Origin of the sequence: Lysobacter sp. CFH 32150 (genome assembly GCF_022758295.1) — a bacterium.
In the GTDB taxonomy this organism is placed as follows: domain Bacteria; phylum Pseudomonadota; class Gammaproteobacteria; order Xanthomonadales; family Xanthomonadaceae; genus CFH-32150.
Genome location: NZ_JALDWJ010000001.1, coordinates 624,601 through 647,778 on the forward strand (window position 1 = coordinate 624,601; position 23,178 = coordinate 647,778).

At 64.6% G+C, this 23,178-nt stretch carries 20 protein-coding genes and 1 pseudogene; 15 read left to right on the forward strand and 6 right to left on the reverse strand.

Annotated elements, in window-relative coordinates; translation table 11 throughout:
- Positions 1-334: 334 nt before the first annotated feature.
- Complete coding sequence (locus tag MO486_RS02805) at positions 335-1,006, reverse strand: DUF6445 family protein (RefSeq protein WP_242904383.1); 672 nt, start codon at positions 1,004-1,006, stop codon at positions 335-337.
- Positions 1,007-1,155: 149 nt separating this feature from the next.
- Between MO486_RS02805 and MO486_RS02810 the strand changes: the two genes are divergently transcribed.
- The 4 genes from MO486_RS02810 to MO486_RS02825 all read left to right on the forward strand — a co-directional run bounded on the left by MO486_RS02810 (position 1,156) and on the right by MO486_RS02825 (position 4,481).
- A complete protein-coding gene (locus MO486_RS02810) occupies positions 1,156-2,073 on the forward strand; it encodes an ATP-binding cassette domain-containing protein (RefSeq protein WP_242904385.1) in 918 nt (305 codons plus the stop codon).
- Positions 2,070-2,831 carry an ABC transporter permease gene (locus tag MO486_RS02815; RefSeq protein WP_242904387.1) on the forward strand — a complete coding sequence of 254 codons (762 nt, stop codon included), beginning with the start codon at positions 2,070-2,072 and terminating at the stop codon, positions 2,829-2,831. The genes MO486_RS02810 and MO486_RS02815 overlap by 4 nt, the downstream gene beginning before the upstream one ends.
- A 97-nt stretch (positions 2,832-2,928) precedes the next feature.
- Entirely contained in the window at positions 2,929-4,218 is a 1,290-nt protein-coding gene (locus MO486_RS02820) for an amidohydrolase family protein (RefSeq protein WP_242904389.1), read from the forward strand.
- On the forward strand, positions 4,215-4,481 hold the full coding sequence (locus tag MO486_RS02825) for a SemiSWEET transporter (protein ID WP_242904390.1): 267 nt from the start codon (positions 4,215-4,217) through the stop codon (positions 4,479-4,481). The genes MO486_RS02820 and MO486_RS02825 overlap by 4 nt, the downstream gene beginning before the upstream one ends.
- Here MO486_RS02825 and MO486_RS02830 read toward each other — a convergent pair.
- Entirely contained in the window at positions 4,429-5,049 is a 621-nt protein-coding gene (locus tag MO486_RS02830; protein ID WP_242904391.1) for a DUF998 domain-containing protein, read from the reverse strand. The genes MO486_RS02825 and MO486_RS02830 overlap by 53 nt on opposite strands.
- A gap of 79 nt (positions 5,050-5,128) precedes the next feature.
- Here MO486_RS02830 and trxA point away from each other — a divergent pair, with 79 nt between their 5' ends.
- From trxA to MO486_RS02855, 5 genes and pseudogenes are all read left to right on the forward strand, one after another.
- Complete coding sequence (gene trxA / locus MO486_RS02835) at positions 5,129-5,998, forward strand: thioredoxin (RefSeq protein ID WP_242904392.1); 870 nt, start codon at positions 5,129-5,131, stop codon at positions 5,996-5,998.
- 140 nt (positions 5,999-6,138) lie between these two features.
- A complete protein-coding gene (locus MO486_RS02840; RefSeq protein WP_242904393.1) occupies positions 6,139-6,588 on the forward strand; it encodes a DUF4442 domain-containing protein in 450 nt (149 codons plus the stop codon).
- Between the two features lie 120 nt (positions 6,589-6,708).
- Positions 6,709-8,700 (forward strand): bifunctional serine/threonine-protein kinase/formylglycine-generating enzyme family protein, encoded by a 1,992-nt coding sequence (locus MO486_RS02845; RefSeq protein ID WP_242904394.1) that lies wholly within the window; start codon positions 6,709-6,711, stop codon positions 8,698-8,700.
- 69 nt (positions 8,701-8,769) lie between these two features.
- Positions 8,770-9,417: pseudogene (locus tag MO486_RS02850) on the forward strand (DUF502 domain-containing protein); the annotation flags it as partial.
- A 143-nt stretch (positions 9,418-9,560) separates the two neighbouring features.
- Positions 9,561-10,328 carry a queuosine precursor transporter gene (locus MO486_RS02855; protein WP_242904601.1) on the forward strand — a complete coding sequence of 256 codons (768 nt, stop codon included), beginning with the start codon at positions 9,561-9,563 and terminating at the stop codon, positions 10,326-10,328.
- Here the strand turns inward: MO486_RS02855 and MO486_RS02860 are convergent.
- Together MO486_RS02860 and MO486_RS02865 are read right to left on the reverse strand one after the other, a co-directional pair.
- Positions 10,321-11,073 (reverse strand): LytTR family DNA-binding domain-containing protein, encoded by a 753-nt coding sequence (locus MO486_RS02860; RefSeq protein WP_242904395.1) that lies wholly within the window; start codon positions 11,071-11,073, stop codon positions 10,321-10,323. The genes MO486_RS02855 and MO486_RS02860 overlap by 8 nt on opposite strands.
- Positions 11,073-12,140, reverse strand: a complete 1,068-nt coding sequence (locus tag MO486_RS02865) for a histidine kinase (RefSeq protein ID WP_242904397.1) — start codon at positions 12,138-12,140, stop codon at positions 11,073-11,075. The genes MO486_RS02860 and MO486_RS02865 overlap by 1 nt, the downstream gene beginning before the upstream one ends.
- Before the next feature lie 146 nt (positions 12,141-12,286).
- Between MO486_RS02865 and MO486_RS02870 the strand changes: the two genes are divergently transcribed.
- Together MO486_RS02870 and MO486_RS02875 are read left to right on the forward strand one after the other, a co-directional pair.
- Positions 12,287-12,703 carry a DoxX family protein gene (locus MO486_RS02870; protein WP_242904399.1) on the forward strand — a complete coding sequence of 139 codons (417 nt, stop codon included), beginning with the start codon at positions 12,287-12,289 and terminating at the stop codon, positions 12,701-12,703.
- Between the two features lie 53 nt (positions 12,704-12,756).
- Entirely contained in the window at positions 12,757-13,650 is an 894-nt protein-coding gene (locus MO486_RS02875) for a hypothetical protein (RefSeq protein ID WP_242904401.1), read from the forward strand.
- 270 nt (positions 13,651-13,920) lie between these two features.
- Here MO486_RS02875 and MO486_RS02880 read toward each other — a convergent pair whose 3' ends face one another.
- The gene (locus tag MO486_RS02880; RefSeq protein ID WP_242904403.1) at positions 13,921-15,249 is read right to left on the reverse strand and encodes a DEAD/DEAH box helicase; all 1,329 of its coding nucleotides are present in this window, start codon (positions 15,247-15,249) and stop codon (positions 13,921-13,923) included.
- 376 nt (positions 15,250-15,625) lie between these two features.
- Here MO486_RS02880 and MO486_RS02885 point away from each other — a divergent pair, with 376 nt between their 5' ends.
- Positions 15,626-15,988 (forward strand): hypothetical protein, encoded by a 363-nt coding sequence (locus MO486_RS02885; RefSeq protein WP_242904406.1) that lies wholly within the window; start codon positions 15,626-15,628, stop codon positions 15,986-15,988.
- A gap of 116 nt (positions 15,989-16,104) precedes the next feature.
- Positions 16,105-17,283, forward strand: coding sequence for a low temperature requirement protein A (locus MO486_RS02890; protein ID WP_242904408.1), 1,179 nt, complete (start codon positions 16,105-16,107; stop codon positions 17,281-17,283).
- Between the two features lie 67 nt (positions 17,284-17,350).
- Here the strand turns inward: MO486_RS02890 and MO486_RS02895 are convergent, their stop codons facing one another.
- Positions 17,351-18,724, reverse strand: coding sequence for an MBL fold metallo-hydrolase (locus MO486_RS02895; protein WP_242904409.1), 1,374 nt, complete (start codon positions 18,722-18,724; stop codon positions 17,351-17,353).
- A 187-nt stretch (positions 18,725-18,911) separates the two neighbouring features.
- On the opposite strand from MO486_RS02895, the gene MO486_RS02900 reads away from it, so the two are divergent.
- Both MO486_RS02900 and MO486_RS02905 read left to right on the forward strand, forming a co-directional pair.
- Positions 18,912-20,966, forward strand: a complete 2,055-nt coding sequence (locus tag MO486_RS02900) for a M13-type metalloendopeptidase (RefSeq protein ID WP_242904602.1) — start codon at positions 18,912-18,914, stop codon at positions 20,964-20,966.
- A gap of 123 nt (positions 20,967-21,089) precedes the next feature.
- Positions 21,090-23,159 carry a M13 family metallopeptidase gene (locus MO486_RS02905; RefSeq protein WP_242904410.1) on the forward strand — a complete coding sequence of 690 codons (2,070 nt, stop codon included), beginning with the start codon at positions 21,090-21,092 and terminating at the stop codon, positions 23,157-23,159.
- Positions 23,160-23,178 lie beyond the last annotated feature (19 nt).

The window sequence follows — 23,178 nt, forward strand, 5'->3', positions numbered from 1 at the left end:
GGTGGGCGCTAAGGCAGGAAACGGCCGGAAAGCTTACCAAATCAGGCCTCGAGCACTTTCTCCAATACGAGGGCCTGCTAACACATATGGAGCAGGTCGCGCCGGGCCTGAGGGCGTGCGAGGCAAGGAAGAGCGAAGGCGCGTGTGTCGATACGCAACTGAGCGATGACGCGGCATCGCGCGTCCTCAGGCCCGGCCCTCCGGGTTGCTCCTCAGTGGCTGCCAGCCGGCGCCGCGCGCCTTGACCTTGCAGCAAGCAAGGCGCTGCGGCACGCAACACCACCTGGCAGCCACTGAGGAGCAACGCGACCTGTTCCATATGTGTTAACAGGCCCTACGCCATCCAGAAAAACACCGCCGCCATGCGTTTTTGCTCCAGCGTGTCGCCCCAGTAACCGGTCGCGCTATGGATCAGGTTGGCGCGGTAGAGCAGCAGGCGGTTGTAGCGGTGCGCAACGCGGACATCCTCCACGAAGGCATCAGGCGCGACGAAGCGGGTACCGAGCGCCTCGACCAGGTTGTTGTGCGGTGGCATGACCATGTTGCCGCCACGTTGGCCGCCGGGCAGGCGTTGGCGATAGAAGCTGGTGCCGCAGCCGTCGGGAACGGCTGGGTTGAGATACAGCACCGCGGCATAGCGGCACAGCAAACGCGAGTCGGTGTGCGGCCGCGGCTCGCATTCGTCGATGCCGACCACCTGCACGCAGTTGTGGTTCAGGTGTGCGCCATCCTGAGCAGTCCCGACCCACAGCCGCTTCGCGCCGGTCGCCTGCATCGCCCAGGCCTCGATGCGCGCAAGTTCGGACGCATCCAGCGCCGGCATCGCACGCAGTCCCGGCCAGCTCTCCGGCTTGTAGGGATAGCCCTCGATCCAGTCGGTCTTGGCCAGGCAGCGTGCCCGCAGCGCATCGGCGTCGAGCAAGGCGTCATCCAGCAACCAGTAATCGCGCCCGAGCGTGGGTTTGCGATACGGCAGGATGGGTAATCGCTGTGGCTGCGGTTTCATGCGCGAAGCCTACCGCAGCATGAACTGGTCATGCCGTGACCGCAGCGTCGCATCGGCATCGACGATGACGAAAGATGGGGCGACCTTCGCCACATCCTGCTGCGAGCAGCAACGCTTAGCCTGCTTGCATCCTCCCGAATATCGTTTCCATGATGCTTGCTATCCATACCCAAGGCCTCACCCGCCAATTCCCCGGCAATCATGGCGTTCGCGATCTCGATCTCACCGTGCCAGCGGGAGCGATCTACGGCTTCCTGGGCCCGAACGGCGCCGGCAAGACCACTACCATCCGCCTGCTGCTTGGCCTGTTGCGGCCGGAGCGCGGCACGATCCACCTGCATGGCGAGGAACTGGCACGCGATCGTCGCCAGGCCTTGGCCCGGGTCGGCGCACTGGTCGAATCGCCCGCGCTGTATCCGCACCTCAGCGGTCGCCAAAACCTCGAAGTGACGCGTCGCCTGCTCGCCGTCCCGAAATGGCGTATCGACGATGTGCTTGCGATTACCACCATGGTCGATGCCGCCGACCGGCGTGTGCGTGACTACTCGCTCGGCATGCGCCAACGGCTTGCGATCGCACTCGCCCTGCTCGGCCAGCCGAAGTTGCTGATCCTCGATGAGCCCGGGAACGGCCTGGATCCCGCCGGCATCCTCGACATGCGCGGCCTGCTGCGCCGTCTTGCCAAGGAACACAGCATCAGCGTGTTCGTCTCCAGTCACCAGTTGAGCGAAGTCGAGCACGTCGCCAGCCACGTCGGCGTGCTGCATGACGGCCGCCTCCGCTTCCAGGGGACGATCGACGAACTGCGCGCGCGCTTCCTGCCCCGGGTACAACTGCGTTGCGACGATCCATCGCGCGCCGCCGCACTGCTTTCCGAAGCCGGCGAGGATGCGCACCAGATCGATGCCGAAACATTGGTCGTGCAACGGCGTGGCCGCGCCGAAGCCGAACTCAACCGCCTGCTGGTCGAATCCGGCGTCGCGGTTTCACACCTGGTGCGCGAGCAACCATCGCTCGAAGCGCTGTTCTTCGATGTTACCCGCGGCGAGCGGGAGGCCATCGCATGAATGTCCTGTTGCGTGCGCTCTCGGCCGAGTCGCTGAAACTCCGTGGCACGCTCGCGCTGTGGATGTGCCTGGTCACACCGCTGACGGTCGTGGTGCTGTACGTGCTGCAGTTGACCTTCACCGACTACGGCAAGCGCCCACCGTTGCCTCCGGCCGAGGCCTGGATGATGTTCGCGCAGAGCGTGCTGGCGCTGTGGACGCTGTTGATGCTGCCACTGTTCGTGACGCTGGAATCGGCCTTGGTGGCCGGGCTCGAACACGGTAACCAGCAATGGAAGCACTTGATGGCACTGCCAGTGCCACGCAGCGTGCATTACCTGGCCAAACTGGTCGCCGTGATCGCGATGGTGGCGCTGGCGATGGGCTTGCTGTGCCTGCTGATCCCGCTGGGTGGTTGGGTACTGGGCCACTTGCAGCCGCGATTCGGCATTGGTGGCGCGCCGCCCTGGTCGTTCCTGTTACCGCGCATCGCGATGATCTTCGCCACCGCGCTGCTCATGATCGCGCTGCAGACCTGGGTGGCGATTCGCTGGCACAGCTTCACCATTGCGGTGGCCACCGGAATGACGGCGACCGTGATGGGATTCCTGATCGGCCAATCGGCACGCTTCGGTCCGTACTATCCATGGACGATGCCGGTGCAGGTGCTCGCCCGCGAAGGCCAACACGTGGACTTCGTGCTGGTGGCTGGCACCTGCGGTTGCCTCGTCGTGACCGCATTTGCACTGTGGGACTTCCTGCGTCGCGAAACCGTCTGAGCGGCGGCGACCGCGGTCCTGCGCCGCGGTCGCAAAGCAATGGCAACACGCGTCCCGGCCCACCGTTATGATCGGGCGTCCTCGCCGGAGCCCGCCAATGACGCGCCTGCCCTTCGCCCTGCTCGCTGTCCTCGCCGCCTCGCCGACATTCGCGGCAGAACCCATCGCACTGCATTGCGGCTGGTTGTTCGACGCGCGCAGCGGCAAGCTGCTCGATGCCCGCACGGTGGTGGTGCGCGACGGCAAGATCGCCGAAGTGCTGTCCGACCGCAGCGACGTGCCGGGCGCGAAGAACATCGACCTGTCCGGCCACACCTGCACGCCAGGCTGGACCGACCTGCATGTGCACCTCGGCGGCCAGAACAACCCGAAGAGCTACGAAGAGGGCTTTCGCCTCGACGACGTCGATTTCGCCTTCCGCTCGGTCGGCTACGCGCGCAAAACGCTGCTGGCCGGGTTCACCAGCGTGCGCGATCTCGGCGGCGAAGTGACCCCGCACCTGCGCAACGCGATCAACCAGGGCCTGGTCGATGGCCCACGCATCTGGGCCGCAGGCAAGTCGATCGCCACCACCGGCGGCCACGCCGACCCCACCAACGGTTACAACGCCGAGCTCTCGCACCTGCTCGGGCCGCCGGGGCCCACCGAGGGCGTGGTCAATTCGGTCGACGAGGCACGCCAGGCCGTGCGCCAGCGTTACAAGAATGGCAGCGACCTGATCAAGATCACGGCTACCGGCGGCGTGCTGTCCTACGCCAAGTCCGCGGATGCACCGCAATTCACCGTCGATGAGATCAAGGCAATCGTCGATACCGCCAAGGACTATGGCTATCGCGTCGCCGCGCACGCACACGGTACCGAAGGCATGAAACGCGCGGTGCTCGGTGGCGTCACCAGCATCGAGCACGGCACCTACATGACCGACGAGGTGATGTCGCTGATGAAGCAGAAGGGCACCTGGTATGTGCCGACCATCGCCGCCGGCCGCTTCGTTGCCGAGAAAGCCAAGCTGCCGGATTACTTTCCCGAGGTGGTGAGGCCCAAGGCCGCACGGGTCGGTGCCCAGATCCAGGACACCGCCGGCAAGGCCTACAAGGCCGGCGTCAGGATCGCCTTCGGCACCGACTCCGGTGTGAGCCCGCATGGCGAGAACGCGAAGGAGTTCGTCTACATGGTCGAAGCCGGCATGCCCGCGGCCTTCGCGTTACAGGCCGCGACGATCGGCGCCGCCGAAGTGCTGGGCGTCGACGACCAGGGCGTGATCGAAGCCGGCAAGCGCGCCGACATCGTCGCAATGCCGGGCGATCCGATTGCCGACATCAACGTGGTGCTCAACGTCGACTTCGTGATGAAGGATGGCGTGGTTTACCGGACGCCCGCACCATGAGCATGCCCCTGAACGGTTTGGAATGGACGGGCTACGTTGCCGCCGCGCTGACCACGCTGGCGTTCGTGCCGCAGGCGGTGAAGACCATCCGGACCAAGGACACGCGCAGCATCTCCCTAGGGATGTATGTGGTGTTCACCATCGGGATTGGCTTTTGGTTGATCTATGGCATCAGCCTGGGCTCGATGCCGATGATCCTGTCGAACATCGTCACGTTCGGGTTGTCGGCAACGATCCTGGGGCTGAAATTGCGGTACGGGTGATGCCTGCCACGGCGAACCATGCGAACCATGCGCCGAATGCGATCCGCTGCACCGTCCCGGGTGCCAACGCGTCCGGGGCAAACAGGCCGAAACCAAGCACTATCGCCGCAGCGACAACACTGACCAGCGCAAGACTGCGCAACCCGTAGGCGAGCACAAACGCGCCGGGCACGAATGCGATCCACCACAGCATCCACGCGGTCGCATGCAGACGGGCGCCAGGCGCATAGAGGTCCGACGGATCCAACGGCAACAAGCCTTGAGCGGCGAAGGCCAGCGCCGACAACACGATCAACTGCGCCCCGATGCGCGCACTCCATCCCGCAGCAGCGGGCATGCGGCGTCGCAGTTGCAATCCGGCCAGCACCGCCAGCAGGCCGGGTAGCAGGAAGCCGAGCAGATTGAACGCCTGCGCATGCGGCACGCCGATTGCACCCAGCAACGAGACCGGATGCCGGGCATGCGAATAACCGCTGAGCGAGGCGCCGAAGCCGACAACGGCGAGCGCGAACGACAACGCCGCCAACGAGCCGAAATAAGGCGTGAAACGGGCGTATAGGGACTTCATCGCGCCAATGCTAGCGTGCAGCCTTGCCTGGCGGGCCGCACGCCCCCACTTGCTGCAGAATCGCACACAGGGCCGCGCAATGACCGACACGACCAAGCTCCACGTCTTCGACGCCACCACCGACCGCTTCGAGGTCGAGGTCCTGCAGAAATCGCTGGAAACGCCGGTCCTGGTCGATTTCTGGGCCGAATGGTGCGGACCGTGCAAGACGCTGGGGCCGATCCTCGAGAAGCTGGCGGACGAGTACAACGGCGCCTTCCTGCTGGCCAAGGTCGATGTCGACAAGGAACAGCAGCTGGCCGCGGCGTTCCAGGTGCGCTCGATCCCGACCGTGTTCCTGGTCAAGGGCGGACAACTGGTCGACGGCTTCCCCGGCGCGCTGCCGGAAGGCCAGCTGCGCGAATTCCTGAAGCACCATGGCGTCGAACCTGCAGAGCCCGTGGAAGAAGCGGCTCCGGCCGAGGCTGCGCCCGTCGATCCGCATGTCGAAGTGATGCGCCTGCGCGCCGAATCGGGCGCCGCGCCCGAGAAGGACGAACTCAAGCTCGACCTTGCGCTCGCCCTGCTGCAGACCGGTGCCACGCAGGAAGCCGAACACCTCCTCGATGCCCTGCCCGCCAACCTCGCCCACGACGACCGGGCGATCCGTGCGCGCGCCCGCCTGGGCTTCGCCGCCGTGCTCAAGGACGCGCCGCCGCCGCAGGTACTGGAAGCGGCCATCGCGACCAACCCGGATGACCTGCGCGCGCGCCACCTGCTCGGCGTGCACCGCATCGTTTCCGGCGACGCCGAATCCGGGCTCGAGCAGTTCATCGAGATGCTGCGCCGCAATCGTGGTTTCGAGGACGGGCTGCCGCGCAAAGTGCTGATCGACGCTTTCCGGGTGATCGAGGACGAAGACCTCGTCGGTCGTTACCGCCGCAAGATGTCCTCGCTGCTACTGGTTTAACTGCCCAGGGAATTGCGGGTGCGCGGTGTGGGAGCAACGTAAGTCGCGACGGCCATTTTGGGGTGCGACTCACGCCGCCCCTATCAACAGTACGCACGCGTATGGCACCCTAGGCGCCACTTCGACCACTTGGGAGCGGCATGAAATTCAGCACGTTGCGGTGGATCTGGAACTTCTGGCCGCCTTACCTCTTCACCGGTATCCGCGTCCTCGACATCTCCGACGACGGCCTCCATGCCCGCGTTCGCCTGCGCCTGCGCCCATGGAACCGCAACTTCTTCGGCACCCACTTCGGGGGCAGTCTGTTGGCGATGGTCAATCCGTTCTGGCCGCTGCTGGTTTTCAACAAGCTCGGCCCGGGTTACATCGTCTGGGATACGAAGAACGAGATCGAATTCGTGAAGGCCATGCGCGAAGAGGTGTTCGCCGAGTTCCGCCTCGACCCGGCTGCCGTCGACGACATACGATCCGCCGCCGCGAACGGGGACAAGGTGCTGCGCTGGTTCCCATTCGAGATCGCGAACGCCGGCGGCGAGGTCGCCGCGAAGGGCCGCATCGAGGTGTACGTGCGCCGTAAACGCGGGCGCTGACCTTGCTCCACCATACGTACCTCGCGTACGCACGGTGGCAATCGGATGAACTGCGACCACTGCACGCTTCGCCTGTGAACGGCGACAGCGTATCCTGCGCCCACGGAACAGGGGCCCGTGATGACCACCGAGTCGTCGAATATCGACGCTGCCAATGGATTGCCGCAGATTCGCGGCTACAAGCTGCTGCGCGTCATCGGCCATGGCGGCATGTCGACTGTGTACCTGGCCGAGCAGGAATCGCTGGGGCGCAAGGTCGCGGTCAAGGTGATGTTGCCGGAGGCGTTGGCGGACGAAGTCAGCCGGCGCCGCTTCGAGAACGAGGCGCGCACGATCGCGCGCCTGGACCACACCAACATCGTCGGCATCTACGAGGTCGGCCGCACCGCCGACGGCCTGCCCTATTACGCGATGCCCCATCTCGCACGCGGCCATCTCGGCATGCGCATCACGAAACAGAACGGGCAGACCCACGACGAGAAGCGGGTGATCACGATCCTGCGCGCGTTGCTCGGCGCGCTCGACTACGCGCACGTGCGCGGCGTGGTGCATCGCGACGTCAAGGCCGAAAACGTCTTGTTCGACGAAGCCGAGCGTCCGTTGCTCGCCGACTTCGGCATCGCCCTGCGCAAGGGCATCAACCCACGCCTGACCATGACTGGGCTCGCGGTCGGCAGTACTGCGTACATGCCGCCGGAACAGGCGCGGGGCGAGGAGGTCGACAGCCGCGCCGACCTTTACAGCATCGGCGTACTGGCCTGGGAAATGCTCAACGGCGAGCTGCCGTTCACCGCCGGCGATGCCCTGTCGATGGCGGTGATGCATGCGCAGGACCCGATCCCGCGCCTGCCGATCGAATTGCGCCACTGGCAGCGCTTCATCGACAAGGCGATGACGAAGAACCCGGCCAACCGCTTCCGCAGCGCCCAGCAGATGCTGGAAGCGCTAGACCGGATCGAACGCGGCGGATTCTCCGCCGACGCGGTGATCGGCAACGGTGCGCGCCTCGCTCGCACGGTGCCCAAGGGCGTGTGGATCGGTGCTGGCCTTGTGGTGGCTGTGTTGATCGGTTTCGGCCTGCGCCAGGGCAACGGCGGTGACGGGACCTCCTTACGCGCTACCGCCAGCAATCAGCCAGCCGTTGCGACTGCGTCGGGCGACGATCCGATCAACGCGATGCTGGAACCCCCACCGGAGTCGCCTGCGCAACGCTGGATCACCGCTGCCGAGCAGCAGATCGCGTCGCGCAACCTGACTTCGCCCGAGAGCGGGAACGCCTACGAGAGCACTATTGCCGCGTGGCGCGCGGACCATTCGCACGAACGCATGGGTGCGACCGTGACCGCGGTGATCGACGCACTCACCGATGAAATGGCGCGGCACCTGCGCACCGGCGATGCCGAGCGCGCCCGCGAGTACCTCAAGCGCGCCACCGACCTCGCCGCTGAGACCGCGCCAATCGGCCCGCCCGCATTGCGCACTTTGCACAGCGATGCGGCCAAGGCATTGCAGGCGCGAGTCGCAGCGGATGAAAAGCGCCACGATCGTACCGACGCGTTCGCCGCAGCCGCACTGGCCAACGAATTCGCCGGCGACCAGGCCCTCGCCGACGCGCTGCGCGCACGTGCAGAGAAGATCACCCCGGCCGAAAAGAACGCCCCTGGCGATCGTGCGGTGGCGGCGGAGGATGGCACGGTCACGGCGACGCGGCGCGAAGTCACCCACGCCGAGTACGCACGCTTCGTCGCCGCCACCGGGCGGGCTCCCGCGCTGTGCCGCGAAAGACTTTCGCTGTTCCGGCTGGTGAAGCCGCGCGACTGGCGCGAGCCCGGTTTCGAGCAAGGCAATGCGGAATCGGTGGTATGCGTGTCCTGGGACGACGCCAACGCCTATGCGAAGTGGCTCAGCCGCAAGAGCGGCCACACCTACCGGCTGCCCAGCGCCGCCGAATGGCGCGCGCTCGCCGGCGAGAGCAACGGCGGCCGCGTAGTGGCCGAATGGTTGCGCGAACGCACCATCGCCGGCTCGTCCTGGCGCGGCAACCTGCGCTCGCGGATTGTCGATCCCAGCCGCGGATACGACGATGTCGGCTTCCGCCTCGTTCGCGAGTAGGCGGGTTTCAAAGCTGCCACAGACAACGAGTTCCGTAATGGCGGTTGAAACCCGCCCTACAATGGTGCGATGAGCAACCCCTCGCCGTCGCGCCCCAGCCTGCAACGATTGTTCCTGACCGGACTCCTGACCCTGCTGCCCTTGTGGCTGACCTGGGTCGTGGTCAAGTTCGTGTTCGTGCTGTTGTCCGACACCAGCCGGCCGCTAGTCGCACCACTCCTGCATAACCTCGCTGCGAGCAGTCCGGCGCTTGCATGGCTGGTGCAACCGTGGGTCCAGACCGCGCTCGGGCTGTTGGCGACTCTGGCTGTGATCCTGCTGTCGGGCGTGATGGCGCGACGCGTGTTTGGCCAGCGCATGTTGCGCTGGTTCGAGGCGTTGATCGCACGCATCCCACTCGCCAGCACCATTTATGGTAGCGCGCGCAAATTGCTCGACATCCTGCAGACGCAGCCGGACGGTACCCAGCGCGTGGTGCTGATCGACTTCCCGCACACCGAGATGAAATCGGTCGGCTTCGTCACCCGTGTCATCAAGGAACAGGGCACCGGCCGCGAACTCGCCGCCGTATACGTGCCGACTACGCCGAATCCGACCTCGGGTTACCTCGAAATCGTGCCGGTGGAAAAAATGACCCCGACCGACTGGACCGTCGACCAGGCGATGAGCTTCATTATCTCCGGCGGTGCTGTATCGCCGGATTCAATCCCATTTTCGGTGCCCTTGGCACCGAAACATGAGAACGCCCCGGTGCCGTTGGCACCGAAGAATGAGCACGCCCCGGTGCCCTTGGCATCGAAACATGAGCACGACCCCGTTCCTGTCGCACCACAACTGGATAAGGGTCGCGACGCGTGAGCCTGCGTCCCCTCGAGGACCGCGCCACGCGGCTGTTCATCGCGCTGGCGGCGTTCTTCTGTGTCAACGCAGTGCTGGCCGAATTCATCGGCGTCAAGATCTTCGCACTCGAAGACACGCTCGGTGTTGCGCCGTTCGAGTGGAACCTGTTCGGGCAAACCGGTTCGTTGAGCTTCACTGCCGGCACTTTGTTGTGGCCACTGGTGTTCGTGTTCACCGACGTCATCAACGAATTCTACGGTCGTCGTGGCGTGCGCATGATTTCGTGGATCGCCGTGGCACTCATCGTGTACGGATTCCTGTTCGCGTTCGCCGCGATTTCGCTGGCCCCGGCTGGCTGGTGGGTGAAAGCGGCCGAAACGCAGGGCGTGCCTGATTACCAGGCCGCATTCGCTGCCGTCTTCGGCCAGGGGTTGTGGACCATCGGCGGTTCGGTGATCGCCTTCCTGGTCGGCCAGCTGATCGATGTCGCCGTCTTCCATCGCATCCGCCGCCTCACTGGCGAGCGTTACGTATGGCTGCGCGCGACCGGCTCCACCGCGGTGTCGCAGCTGGTCGACAGCTTCGTGGTGCTGTACATCGCCTTCGTGCTCGGTCCGCAGCATTGGCCGACGTCACTGTTCCTCGCGATCGGCACGCTCAACTACATCTACAAGATGCTCGCCGCGGTCGCGCTGATCCCGCTCATCTACCTGCTGCGCCGGTTGATCACCAACTACCTCGGCGTGGCACGGGCATCCGAATTGCGCGAGGCCGCCAGCGCTACGTGAGCGGCTGCTCCAACGCTTCGTTCGCCAACGGCAGGTCCAACGCCTTGCGTAAGACGGCGCGATAGCTGCGGCCGGAAGTCATGCGCAGGCCGCTGCGCATCCTCACCAGGTATTGGCCGGCGCCGTGAATCTCGATCTGTTCGATCAGGTCGACGCGCACGATGCGCGAACGATGGATGCGCACGAACAGCCTGGGATCCAATCGTGTTTCGATGCTGGCCATGGTTTCGCGCAGCAACAAACCGCGGCCATCGACCCGCAGCTCGACGTAATTCCCCTGGGCCAGGACGCATTCGATATCGCGCACGGCGACTATGCGCACGCGCATGCCATCGGGCACTGCCAGTCGATCCGGATAGCGCGCTTCGCCACCGCGTGCGGCGAGTTGCCGGCGCACGCGCTGCACGGAGTCGTGCAAGCGATCCGGGGCGACCGGCTTCACCAGGTAATCGACGGCGTGCGTATCGAAGGCCTGCACCGCGTGCTCGGAATAGGCAGTGACGAACACCACCAGTGGGCGTTGCTGCACTGGAAGCCTGTCCAGCATGGCGAAACCATTGAGCTGCGGCATGCGCACATCGACGAAAAGAACATCCGCGGCGAGAGCACCGAGGCCTTCGACTGCAGATTCGCCATCGCCGAATTCGGCGACCACAACGACTTCGCGTTCGCGCCCAAGCAGACGGCTCAACCTGGCCCGCGCCAAGGGCTCGTCGTCGACGATGACGGCACGCAACGCCGGCATCAGGCCACCATCTGTTCGTACTGCAGCGGTACGCGCAACCGCGCATGGGTGCCACCATCTGGCTGCGCATCGAGTTCCAGCGCATGATCGTGCCCATACAGGCATTCGAGTCGCGAGCTGATGTTGCTCAGGCCAGTGCCGCGCCGGATCGCAGCGGGTTTGCCGCCGCCATCGTCGCAGACCTCCAGACATAGCCATGGCCCTTCACTGCGTGCATAGATGCCCAGATGCCCTGGCGCGATCTTTTCCGCGATCGCGTGACGGATTGAGTTCTCCGCCAACGGTTGCAGCACCAGCGGCGGCACCAGCGCAGCATCTAGTCCCTTGCCGATCTCCCAATGCAATTGCAGGCGCTCACCGAGCCGGACTTTTTCGATTTCGAGGTAATGTCGCAGCAGCCGTAATTCCTCGCTTAGCGGTACCAGTCGCGTTTGCCGATGATCGAGGCTGCTGCGCAAGAGTTCGCCGAGACCGACCAGCATGCGATCGGCCGCTGCTGCATCGCGATGCACCATCTCGGCGATCGAATTGAGCGCGTTGAACAGGAAGTGTGGATTGAGTTGCGAACTCAAGGCTTCCAACCGTGTTTCGACCAGCAGTGCCTGCAGCTGTTCGGCGTGCCGCTGCCGCGCGTACGCATGCCGCGCGTACACCCAAGCGTGCGCCACACCGATGATCAACCATGACGCCAGGAAATTGTTGAAGACGCTGGTCAGCAGCACGTCGCCGAACGATGGCACTGTGTCGTACCAACCGAGCCACGGATTCATTTCGCGGATGACGACGGCGCGGAGCACGACAACCATCAATGTCGCAGCCATCAATACACCCAGCGAATGCGATATCTTGCCGCGCTCGATCGGAAAGCGTTCTACACACCACACCAGACCGAGCGAGAAAGGAATCATCAACCACGCCGACAACAAGCCGCGACGCAGTGCAGCACCCGCGGTCAGCACCTCGGCGTTGTGGAACTGCATGGTCAGCAATTGGCCAGCTGTGATGAGACCTTCGAGGGTCCACCACGCGGCCACCACCAGCAGCACGATCCAGTTACGTCGCAACATGCGGCCACGCTAACGGACACGCCTCCTCCGTTGCAACCGGATTCCGGTGTGCTGGTCACGGCCAGCGATACGTTCGTCACATCGTCCTTGCCGGCTCCACCTTGCACGTCGAAGTTGCCCGTCGTGTTCACTCACCAGGCAACCGAATGATCGCTCCTCAGCTCTCCTCCTCCCCAAGCCGCAACGAACTGGGATGGCTCGTCCTGCGGCTTGCGCTTTCGGGTTTGATTGCGGTCCACGGCTGGACGCGTTGGTTGACTGGCGGTGTTCCCATCTTCGGCGAATGGCTCACCAGTCAGGGGCTGCCGTTTGGCTACGCCATTGCGGCCAGTGTCACCGGAATCGAGATTCTGGGAACCGTGTTGCTCGCGACAGGAAAAATCGTCGCACCACTGACATTGACCTTCGCCGCCATTTACTCGGTCGGCATCTACATGGTGCATGCCCAGGAGGGCTGGTTCGTCGTGGGCAAGGGGCGCAATGGCGTGGAGTACAGCGTATTGCTGATCGTCGCCTTGCTTTGCCTCGGTCTACAGCATCTCCCGCGCAAGACAGCGAACTGACCGTGTTCCATCGAAGCAGGTTTTCTGCCGTACCCAACAACAAAGGAGATGCCGTGAAACGTTCGATCTTGTTACCCACCATCGCGTTGTGCCTGTGCTCGACCGGATTCGCCGCCAATGCCCAAACCACTTGCACTGCCGTTCCGTTCGCGCCCGGCGTGATCAGCACCACGCAGTACAACGAAGGCCGGATCAGTTTCACCCCGGACCGCAACACCATCTACTGGAACGTGAACCTGGTGCCGGGTCCGCCGGGTTCAGCAGTCGATTTCACCATCATGACCGCCGACCGCACCACAGACGGCTGGAGCCAGCCGCGAATTGCCTCGTTTTCCGGCCTCGGCAGCTTTGCGGATTCCGATGCCTTCGTGACCCCCGACGGCCGCAGCCTAATCTTCTCGTCGAACCGTCCTGGCAATCTCGGCGAATACCCCTTGAACGACCTGTGGGTCGTGCATCGCCAGGCCGATGGCAGCTGGGGGCAGCCGGTCAACCTGGGAGGCAACGTCAACAGCCCGTCCAACGAGTTGTATGCAAGCGCCGACCTGCGCGGAAACCTTTACTTTGCCAGCGACCGTGAGCAAGGCCACTGGGACATCTACCGCAGTCGCCGCCGCGCCAACGGCAGCTACGCGCCGGCGGAGAAACTCAATCGCGCGTTGAACCATCCCGGCCGCTGGGAATTCAATCCGGAAATTTCGCCGGATGGCAAAACCCTGCTGCTCGGCAGCTTCGGCAGCCACGACACCATCGGCAAGAACGCCGACATCTGGGTGTCCAGGCTCGAGGACGGCATGTGGGGCACGCCGGTCAACCTGGGCACGTGTGTCAACAGCACTGCGCCCGAGTTCAATCCGACCGCGCTTTGGGATCGCGGCGAACTGTATTTCGTGCGCGTCGGCCAGACGCTCGACTTCATGGTGGCGCCGCTGCAATTGCCAGAATGACCGGAGCGTTGCATCCCGGTACCCATCCAGCACAACCGGGGATCAGTTCCCTGACGACAGGGACCTCTTCGCTCCACGACAATCGATCTCATGGTGGCACCGTTGCATTGCCGCGCTGAGCGGAACAGGCGCATGGGCAGGGAAGCATCCATCACCTGCAGTCCGTGATTCCCCGATTCCTCCCGGTTCGCCGGGAGGCTTTTTTGGGCGCGCCAAAGAAGAAGGGCCGGCAATGCCGACCCTTCCTCATCTCAACGCTGATGCAATCGATCAGGCGCGCGAGCCGTGCTTCGGGCCAGCCCAGGCACCCTGCCCGCCGCCCGAACGCTGCTTGGGTCCAGCATGCGAGGTGCGCGCAGCCGGTCGGCCGTGCGGACGATTGGCTGGACGGCCCGGCGGACGCTGGCCACCATCGCGCTGGCCACCACCGTTCCGCGGGATCGGCGTATCTAGGCGGATCGGCTTGCTCGGCGCATAGCCCTGGACCACGTCCATCACCAGGTCGACTTTCAGCATGCGCTGGATCTGGCGCAGCAGGCCGCCTTCTTCCGGCGACACCAGCGACAACGCTTCACCGGCCGCACCTGCACGGCCGGTGCGGCCGATGCGGTGGATGTAATCCTCGGCCACCATCGGCAGGTCGTGGTTGATGACCAGCGGCAGGTTGGGGATATCGAGGCCACGTGCGGCGACGTCGGTCGCCACCAGCACCCGCGCCTTGCCCATCTTGAAGTCGCGCAGGGCTTTCTGCCGCTGCGCTTGGCTCTTGTTGCCGTGGATCGCGACGGCCTTGAGACCGGCGGTTTCCAGCTGCTCGGCGAGGCGATTGCAGCCGTGTTTGGTCTTGCCGAAGATCAGGACCTGGTCGGTGTGACGCTTGGTCAGGATGTCGATCAACAGGTCGCGCTTGCGCGAACCATCGACCGGATGCGCGCGATGCACGATGGTCTCGGCGATGGTGTTCTTCGCCGTGACCTGCACCTGCTGCGGATTGCGCATGAACTCCAGCGCCAGCGCCTTGATCTGCTCCTCGAACGTCGCCGAGAACAGCAGCGTCTGCCGCTCCTTCGGCACGCGGTTGAGGATGCGCTTGATCGCGGGCAGGAAGCCCATATCGAGCATGCGGTCGGCTTCGTCCAGCACCAGCACTTCGACCGCGTCGAGCTTGGCGGTGCCACGCTCCATGTGGTCGATCAGGCGACCCGGGGTGGCGACAAGGATGTCGACGCCACGACGCAGGTTGTCCATCTGCGGGCCCATGCCGGCGCCACCGTAGATCATGGTGACGTTCAGGCGCAGGTGGCGACCGTAGGTCTTGAGGCTCTCGGCGACCTGCACTGCGAGTTCGCGGGTCGGGGTGAGGATCAGCGCGCGCGGCTTGCGCGGGCCGTTCGGGGGCGTTTCCTTCGACAGGCGCTGCAGCAACGGCAGCGAGAATGCGGCGGTCTTGCCGGTGCCGGTCTGCGCGCCACCAAGCAGGTCGTGACCGGCCAGGGCGAGCGGAATGGCTTCGGCCTGGATCGGGGTCGGCGTGGTGTAGTTGGATTCGATAAGCGCGCGCAGCAGCGCGGGCGAAAGCCCGAGCGATTCAAACGTCATGTTGTTACTCCGGTAAAAAACCACGGACATGTCCGTGGCCGACCCGAAGCGTTCCCTTGAACCGCGCGACGAGTAAACGATTTGACGAGCCGGATGCTCCGGATCGTGTCTGCGCGACGAAAGACGTGCGGGGAGAAGGCCGCGAATGATCGACGCTGGATGCTCGATCGGCGGCAGGCTTACCTAGGAATACGGATCAGCCGTGCGCGAAACGGGGCGAACTGTACGCGAAAGCGATGGGGCGCACCAGAACAATATTCGCCACGTTCAGCCAAATCGGCCCCGAAAGGCATTGCGGCTCACTTGCCAAGCGCCGCCGCGGCTCGCACCATCGGCCCCAAGCTGAACGAACGGGCGTGTCCCGGCCGGGGGAACGATGCGTGGGAACGGGTTGCAGGTGACGGCACGGCTGCTGCTGGCCAGCGTTTTCGTGGTCATGGGCGGCTACCGCCTGTGGGCCGCCTACAACGGCGCGGCGACGCCGGGTTCGACCCTGGTGTTCAGCAGCGCCGAGCTGGCCTTGGGCCTGCTGATCGCCTTCGGCTGGCGGCTGCGCTGGACCGCGGCGCTGGCCGCCGCGCTGATGCTGGTCGATGCGGCGATGTCGCATCCATTCTGGAGCCTGGCCGGCGCCGAACGCAGCGCACAGCTGCTGCACTTCATGAAGAACATCGGCCTGGTCGGCGGCTTGCTGCTGCTGATGGCGAACGGCGGACATCACAAGCGCCGGCATTACTGATCTGGCCCTGTGGAGCGGCGTACGCCGCGACTCGTGGTCGGTCGCGGCTTACGCCGCTCCTACAAAGTGAGCAGGAACGCCAAGCGCATGCCCCAACACCGATCGAAACACGCGCCGTGAGCGAACGTACCCACCTCTTACTGCGCGACCGCAGCCGTCACGAAGGCAACCGGGTCACGATGGTCGAGTTGTTCTTCGACCTGGTGTTCGTCTTCGCAGTCACCCAGCTCTCGCACACCCTGCTCGAACACCTCACCCCGGGCGGCACGGCGCAGACGTTGCTGCTGTTTCTGGCGGTATGGTGGTTGTGGATCTACACCTCGTGGACGACCAATTGGCTCGATCCCGAGCGCCCGGCAGTGCGGCTGATGTTGTTCGCACTGATGTTGGGTGGACTGCTGTTGTCATCGTCGATTCCTGAGGCTTTCGGCGACAAGGGATTGGCGTTCGGCGTGGTGTTCGCAGCGATGCAGCTGGGTCGCACGCTCTTCGTCCTGCGCGCGATGCGCGCACACCGCCCTGGCCACTTCCGCAATTTCCAGCGGATCACGGTCTGGTTCTGCGTGTCGGCGGCGCTCTGGGTCGCCGGCGGCTTCGCTGCGGGCGAAACGCGCGTCGCCTGCTGGGTTGCCGCCGTGGCAGTCGAATACGCCGCACCGGCGCTGTACTTCTGGGTGCCCGGGATGGGTCATTCCAGTACCGCGGATTGGGACATCGACGGCGCGCACATGGCCGAGCGCTGTGCGTTGTTCGTCATCATCGCGCTGGGCGAATCCATTCTCGTCACCGGCGCGACGTTCGCGGAATTGCCGTGGAATGCACCTGCCCTGACCGCATTCCTTTCCGCTTTCTTCGGTAGCGTGGCGATGTGGTGGATCTATTTCGACACCGGCGCCGAACGCGCCAGCCATCGCATCGCGCAATCCGAGGATCCGGGCCGCGTGGCGCGCAACGCCTACACCTACCTGCATTTGCTGATCGTCGCCGGCATCATCGTCTACGCGGTCGCTGACGAACTGGTGCTGACGCACCCCGGCCACGCCACCAACGCAGGCATCGCCGCGATCCTCGGCGGGCCCACGCTCTACGTGCTCGGCAACGCGCTGTTCAAATGGGTCACCAATGACCGTCGCGGCCCGCCGCTGTCGCACCTGGTGGGTCTATTGCTGCTGTTCGGACTGATGCCGTTTGCGTTCGCGCACTTGTTCTCCGCACTGGTACTGGGCGTTTTCACGACTGCGATACTCGTCCTCGTCGCAGCGTGGGAAACCATGGCGTTGCGACGCCCTTCGTAGGGTGGGCCTTGGCCCACCATCAATGACCGCATGAATTACGGTGGGCTGAAGCCCACCCTACGGCGCATCACACCGCGAGCACCATCCCCGGTCGCGCCAGCGTCACCTCGATGCCATCGCGTTCGCCAATCTCACCGGCCAGCGCTTCGCGCGCCTTGTCTTCGCCATGCACGAGCGCCAGCGCAGGATGCCCGCCGAACTGGCCGTACCACTCCATCAGCCCGCGCTGGTCGGCATGTGCGGACAGCCCGCCGACGGTGTGGCACTGCGCGTTGACGCGATAGTCCCGACCGTGGATGCGCACCCATTTCGCGCCGTCGACCAGGCGCCGCCCGAGCGTGCCTTGCGCCTGGTAGCCGACGAATACCACGTGCGTGTTGCGCCGGCCGAGGTTGTGCTTGAGGTGGTGGACGATGCGGCCGCCGTTGGCCATGCCGCTGCCGGCGATGATGATGGCCCCGCCTTCGATGCGGTTGATCGCCATCGAGTCCTCGATCGACTCGCTGATGCGCAGGTTCGGCAACCGGAACGGATGCGGCGCGTCACGCCAGACCTTGACGGCATCTTCATCGAACAGTTCGGAATGCCTGCCGTAAACGCCGACCACCTTCGCCGCCATCGGGCTGTCGAGGAAGATCTGCCAGCGCGCGAGCTGCCATTCGTCCCAGTGCTTGGCGAACCAGTACAGCAACTCCTGCGAACGACCGACGGCGAATGCCGGGATCAGCACGTTGCCATGGTCGCGCCAGGCTTCGGCGAAGATTTCGCCCAGCTCGCGGATGGTGTCGCCGCGATCGCGATGATTGCGATCGCCATAGGTCGATTCCATCAGCACCAGGTCGGCGCTGTCGATCGCGACGGGATCGCGCAGGATCGGGGTGCCTTTCGGACCGAGATCGCCGGAGAACACCAGTTTCCTGCCATCAGCCCACAACTCGACGATGGCCGAACCGAGGATATGCCCCGCATCGCGGAAAGCGATGTCGATGCCGGGCAGGATCGTCGTGCGCGTGTCGTATGGCAGCTCCTGCACCTGCGCCATCGCCGCCTGAACGTCATCGCGCGTATACAGCGGCAGGACTTCGGGCTCACCGTCGCGGCGATGGCGATTGGCGCGCTCGGCATCGCTCTCCGCCAGCGACGCTGAGTCCAGCAGCATCACTGGCATCAGGTCCGCGGTCGCGGCCTGCGCGAAAATCGGTCCGCGGAACCCGCGTCTGACCAGCAACGGCACGCGGCCAATGTGATCGATATGCGCATGGCTGATGACCAGCGCATCGAGCGTCGACACGTCGAATGGGAAAGGGTCGGCGTTGTGCGCCTCGGCTTCCGGACTACCTTGGCTCAGGCCGCAATCGAGCAACACGCGCTTGCCTGCTGCATCGACCTCATGCAACGAGCCGGTGACCTCGCCGGCCGCACCGTGGAAATGCACACGCATGTGGGCCTCCGCCATGTCTTCGCGCGGAACTTAACACGTGCCCATGGCGGCATGACCTTCGACACCGGCCCCCTTGACGGGCTACGGTTACAGTCCCGCGAGTCCATGACCACCCTCGCCCCCATCGGGGCCGGAGCCGAACGTGAGCGCTAAAACTTCAAAGCAGCACCAGCTCCTTCTGTTGTCGATGGCCGTCGCCCTCGCGCTGACCGCTTGCAAGCGTGAAGACGCCGCGCCCACCGACACCAAACCCGCCGCTGCCGCGCTGACCCTGGACGAACGCAAATTACCGCCTGTCGGCCGCTTCGTGATCGGTGATCTGGATACCACCAAGAACGCCTGCAGCGACTTCGGCGGCTACGTCAACGGCAAGTGGCTGGCCGCGAACGAGATTCCGGGCGATCGCACGTCGTGGGGCGCGTTCTCGATGCTCGATGAACGCTCCACGGCCGTACAGCGCCAGCTCGCCGAACAAGCCGCGGCCGATGCCAACGCCGATGGGGTGAAGAAGATCGTCGGCGACTTGTGGTCGACCGGCATGGACGAAGCCAGGATCAACGCGCAGGGCATCGCGCCGATCAAGGATCGCCTCGCTGCGATCGACGCGCTCGCCGATGGCAACGCCGTCGCTGATTACCTGCGCACCTCGTTCGCCAAGGGCGAGGGCTTCCTGTTCAACTTCGGCGCCGATCCCGATTTCAAGAATTCGTCGATGAACATCGGCTCGGCCTTCCAGGGCGGCTTGGGCCTGCCCGACAAGAACTACTATTTCGACGCAGACAAGCAGGACAAGCTTGCCGCATACGAAGCGCACATCGCCAAGGTGCTGGAGCTGTCTGGCGTTGCCGCCGAAGATGCCGCCGGGCAGGCCAAGGATGTGATCGCGTTCGAGACCCGGCTCGCGAAGGTGTCGAAGTCCGAGGAAGAACTCTCGCGCGACGTCTCGCTGTACTACAACCCGGTGAGCCCGACCGAAGCCGACAAGCTGGCGCCGAACTTCCCATGGACGAAGTTCTTCGAATCGCAGGGTGTCGCAATACCGACGATGTTCTCGCTGGCGATCCCGGCCTTCCACCAGGAAGTCAGCACGATGCTCGCCGACGTGCCGGTGGAGCAATGGAAGAGCTACCTGCGCTTCCACACCGTCGATGGCGCCTCGCCGTACCTGAGCGACGCCTTCGTGCAGCAGAACTACGAGTTCTACGGCAAGACGCTCTTCGGCCAGAAGGAGATCAAGCAGCGCTGGAAGCGCGTGCTCGACACCATCGAGGGCAAGACCGGCGAGGCGCTCGGGCAGATGTACGTGCAGGTGGCATTCCCGGCCGAATCAAAGGCGCGCATGCAGCAGTTGGTACAGAACCTGCGCGATGCGTTGAAGGTGCGGATCGAGAACCTCGCGTGGATGAGCGCCGACACCAAGGCAAAGGCGCTCGAGAAGTGGGCCTCGTTCACGCCCAAGATCGGTTATCCCGACAAGTGGCGCGACTGGACCGGCCTGTCGACCTCGCGCGACAGCTACATCGAAAACGTGCTCGCTGCCAACGAGTTCAACTACAAATGGAAGCTGGGCAAGATCGGCAACCCCGTAGACAAGACTGAGTGGCTGCTCAGCCCGCAAACGGTGAACGCCTATTACGATCCACAGAAGAACGAAATCGTGTTCCCCGCTGCGATCCTGCAACCGCCCTTCTTCGATCCGAACGCCGACGATGCCATCAACTATGGTGGCATCGGCGCGGTCATCGGCCACGAAATGATCCACGGCTACGATGACCAGGGCAGTCGTTTCGGCCCCACCGGCAACTTCGAGAACTGGTGGAGCGACGCCGATGCCAAGGGCTTCAAGGAGCGCACCGACCGTCTGGTCAAGCAGTTCAACAGCTATCGCGCCACGCCGGAGCTGAACGTCAACGGCAAGCTGACGCTCGGTGAGAACATCGCCGACCTCGGTGGCGTCGCCACCGCGTACGACGCACTGCAGCGCGCGAGCAAGGACCAGGCCGATCCGATGATCGATGGCCTCAGCCGCAACCAGCGCTTCTTCATCAACTGGGCGACCGTGTGGCGCACCAAGCTGACACCGGAATCCCTCAAGGTGCTGGTCGCCACCAACCCGCATGCACCGCCGAATTTCCGCGCGGTCGCGCCCCCATCCAACATGCCGAATTTCGCCGCGGCGTTCTCGTGCCGCCCCGGCGATCCGATGGTGCGCCAGGGCGAACATCAAGTCGTGCTCTGGTAATCGCGGCAACGACATGAACTGTGACGAAGGCCCGCCGCGTGCGGGCCTTCTTCTTGGCCAGCATTCATCGGCCGCCGACGGCCGCTTGTTACACTCCGGCGACTCGTCACCGGATGGAATCGCATGCCGAAGCCGCACATGCTTGCAGTCGCACTGGGCCTCAGCCTGATCGCCGCCCTCGCCGCGCCCGACGCGGATGCTGCCAAGAAGAAAAAGAAGGCCCCCGCCAAACCGAAAGAGCCCGCGGCAGCGACGGCCTGTACGGATTACTACAGTTTCGTCAACGCCGATTGGCTCAAGGCGAATCCGGCCCCCGCGAATGGCGCGGCGTCAGCGATCAGCCAACTCGCCGAGCGCGCACAGCAGCAGCAGCGCGAATTGCTCGACACGGCGATGACCGCGCCCCAGGGTAACGTGCAGAAATTGCTCGGCGACTTCTGGGCCAGCGGCCTCGACGAAGCGGCGGTCGAGCGTGACGGCGCCAATCCGGTCGCGCCGCTGCTTGGGCGCATCAACAGCATCAAGCGCGCGAAGGACATTCCACCGGCGATCGCCGCGCTGCACCAGATCGGTATCCCGGTCGTATTCAACTTCGCCGCCGATATCGACCTCAAGGATCTCAACCGCCATATCGGTTACTTCAGCCAGGGTGGTCTCGGCCTGCCCGACCCGGCCTGGTACACGAGCACCAACGCCGATGCGCGCAAGATATTCGGCCAGTACAACAACTACGTGCAGAAGATCCTTGCATTGGCCGGCACGCCGCAGGACAAGCTCGCCAGCGATGCGCAACTCGTGATCGATCTCGAGACACGCCTCGCGCAAGCCTCCAAGCCGCTGGTGTCGCTGCGCGATCCACTCGCCAACTACGCACCGGTGCCCGTCGCCGACCTCGCCAAGACCTACAAGCGACTGCAACTCGGCGAATTCCTCAAGGCGCAGGGCGTGACCGACGACAGCGTCTCGATCGCCAATCCGGCACTGTTCGCGCAGCTCGAAGCGCTCGTCGCCGGGTTGAAACCGGATCAATGGAAGGCCTACCTGCGTTTCCACGTCGGCAACGCGATGGCGCCATATCTGGCGAAAGCGTGGCGCGATGCCGAATTCGAATTCAGGGGTCGCGTACTGCGCGGCGAGTCTGCGCCACCCCCGCGTTGGTCGCACGTGCTGGGCGCGATCAACATCGCCGCCGGGCCGATGCTTGGCCGCGAATACGCCGGGCGTTACCTGCCGGCCGGCACCAAGTCGCGTGCCGAAACGCTGGCCACCGAAGTGCGCGATGCGCTCGGTCGCGCCATCGAACGCAACACCTGGATGGGCGCTACGGCCAAAGCCGAAGCCAAGGCCAAGCTCGACAAGCTGAAGATCGAAATCGGCACGCCGCGTCGCGACCTCGACTACACCGTGCAACCGATGGGCCGTGGCAGCTTCGGCGGCAACATGCTGATCGCGTCGACCTGGCACCACCGCGAGGAAATGAAGCGCATCGGCCGCGGCAACGCCGATCGCCGCTGGGACGTGCTGCCGCAGCAGCCGGCCCTCGCGTACGACCTCGCGCAGAACCGCTTGATCGTGACCGCCGCGATGCTGCAGGCACCGGTGCTCGACATGACCCAGGACACCGCAGCCCAGTACGGCTCGTTCGGCGCGCTGGTTGCGCAGGAACTAAGTCATGCCGTGGATGGCAAGGGCCGCCTGGTCGATGCCGCCGGCAACCTCCGCGACTGGTGGACGCCGGCCGAAAGCAGCGCCTGGGATGCGCTCGGGCAACGTGTCGTCACGCAGTACGGCGGCTTCGACTACCCCGCGCTCAAGGGCATCAAGCTCAACGGCAGCCAGACTCGCGACGCCAACGTTGCCGACATCGGTGGCATCGAACTGGCATGGGATGCCTATCGCCAGGCGCAACCGCAAGCGTTGAAGGAATCGCAGCAGGCCTTCTTCAAAGGGTGGGCGAACGTGTGGGTGCAACAACTGAGCGCCGAAGCTGCGGCCCAGCGCGCTGCGACCAACGTGCACTCACCGGGACAATGGCGCGTCAACGGCCCGCTGATGAACCAACCCGCATTCGGCGAAGCCTATGCTTGCAAGGCCGGTGCGATGCAGCTCAAGCCCGAGCAACGCGTCGCGATCTGGGCCGAACCGGCGCCACCAGCCCCGGTCGAACCAGAGAAACCCGCGAAGAAGAAGTAAGCGCACGCAAACCGCAACA

Excerpts from the sequence above, each read along its gene's own strand:
- MO486_RS02805 (WP_242904383.1), bottom strand. The coding sequence starts at position 1,006 with ATGAAACCGCAGCCACAGCGATTACCCATCCTGCCGTATCGCAAACCC.
- MO486_RS02810 (WP_242904385.1), top strand. The coding sequence starts at position 1,156 with ATGATGCTTGCTATCCATACCCAAGGCCTCACCCGCCAATTCCCCGGC.
- MO486_RS02815 (WP_242904387.1), top strand. The coding sequence starts at position 2,070 with ATGAATGTCCTGTTGCGTGCGCTCTCGGCCGAGTCGCTGAAACTCCGT.
- MO486_RS02820 (WP_242904389.1), top strand. The coding sequence starts at position 2,929 with ATGACGCGCCTGCCCTTCGCCCTGCTCGCTGTCCTCGCCGCCTCGCCG.
- MO486_RS02825 (WP_242904390.1), top strand. The coding sequence starts at position 4,215 with ATGAGCATGCCCCTGAACGGTTTGGAATGGACGGGCTACGTTGCCGCC.
- MO486_RS02830 (WP_242904391.1), bottom strand. The coding sequence starts at position 5,049 with ATGAAGTCCCTATACGCCCGTTTCACGCCTTATTTCGGCTCGTTGGCG.
- trxA (WP_242904392.1), top strand. The coding sequence starts at position 5,129 with ATGACCGACACGACCAAGCTCCACGTCTTCGACGCCACCACCGACCGC.
- MO486_RS02840 (WP_242904393.1), top strand. The coding sequence starts at position 6,139 with ATGAAATTCAGCACGTTGCGGTGGATCTGGAACTTCTGGCCGCCTTAC.
- MO486_RS02845 (WP_242904394.1), top strand. The coding sequence starts at position 6,709 with ATGACCACCGAGTCGTCGAATATCGACGCTGCCAATGGATTGCCGCAG.
- MO486_RS02860 (WP_242904395.1), bottom strand. The coding sequence starts at position 11,073 with ATGCCGGCGTTGCGTGCCGTCATCGTCGACGACGAGCCCTTGGCGCGG.
- MO486_RS02865 (WP_242904397.1), bottom strand. The coding sequence starts at position 12,140 with ATGTTGCGACGTAACTGGATCGTGCTGCTGGTGGTGGCCGCGTGGTGG.
- MO486_RS02870 (WP_242904399.1), top strand. The coding sequence starts at position 12,287 with ATGATCGCTCCTCAGCTCTCCTCCTCCCCAAGCCGCAACGAACTGGGA.
- MO486_RS02880 (WP_242904403.1), bottom strand. The coding sequence starts at position 15,249 with ATGACGTTTGAATCGCTCGGGCTTTCGCCCGCGCTGCTGCGCGCGCTT.
- MO486_RS02885 (WP_242904406.1), top strand. The coding sequence starts at position 15,626 with ATGCGTGGGAACGGGTTGCAGGTGACGGCACGGCTGCTGCTGGCCAGC.
- MO486_RS02895 (WP_242904409.1), bottom strand. The coding sequence starts at position 18,724 with ATGCGTGTGCATTTCCACGGTGCGGCCGGCGAGGTCACCGGCTCGTTG.
- MO486_RS02900 (WP_242904602.1), top strand. The coding sequence starts at position 18,912 with ATGGCCGTCGCCCTCGCGCTGACCGCTTGCAAGCGTGAAGACGCCGCG.
- MO486_RS02905 (WP_242904410.1), top strand. The coding sequence starts at position 21,090 with ATGCCGAAGCCGCACATGCTTGCAGTCGCACTGGGCCTCAGCCTGATC.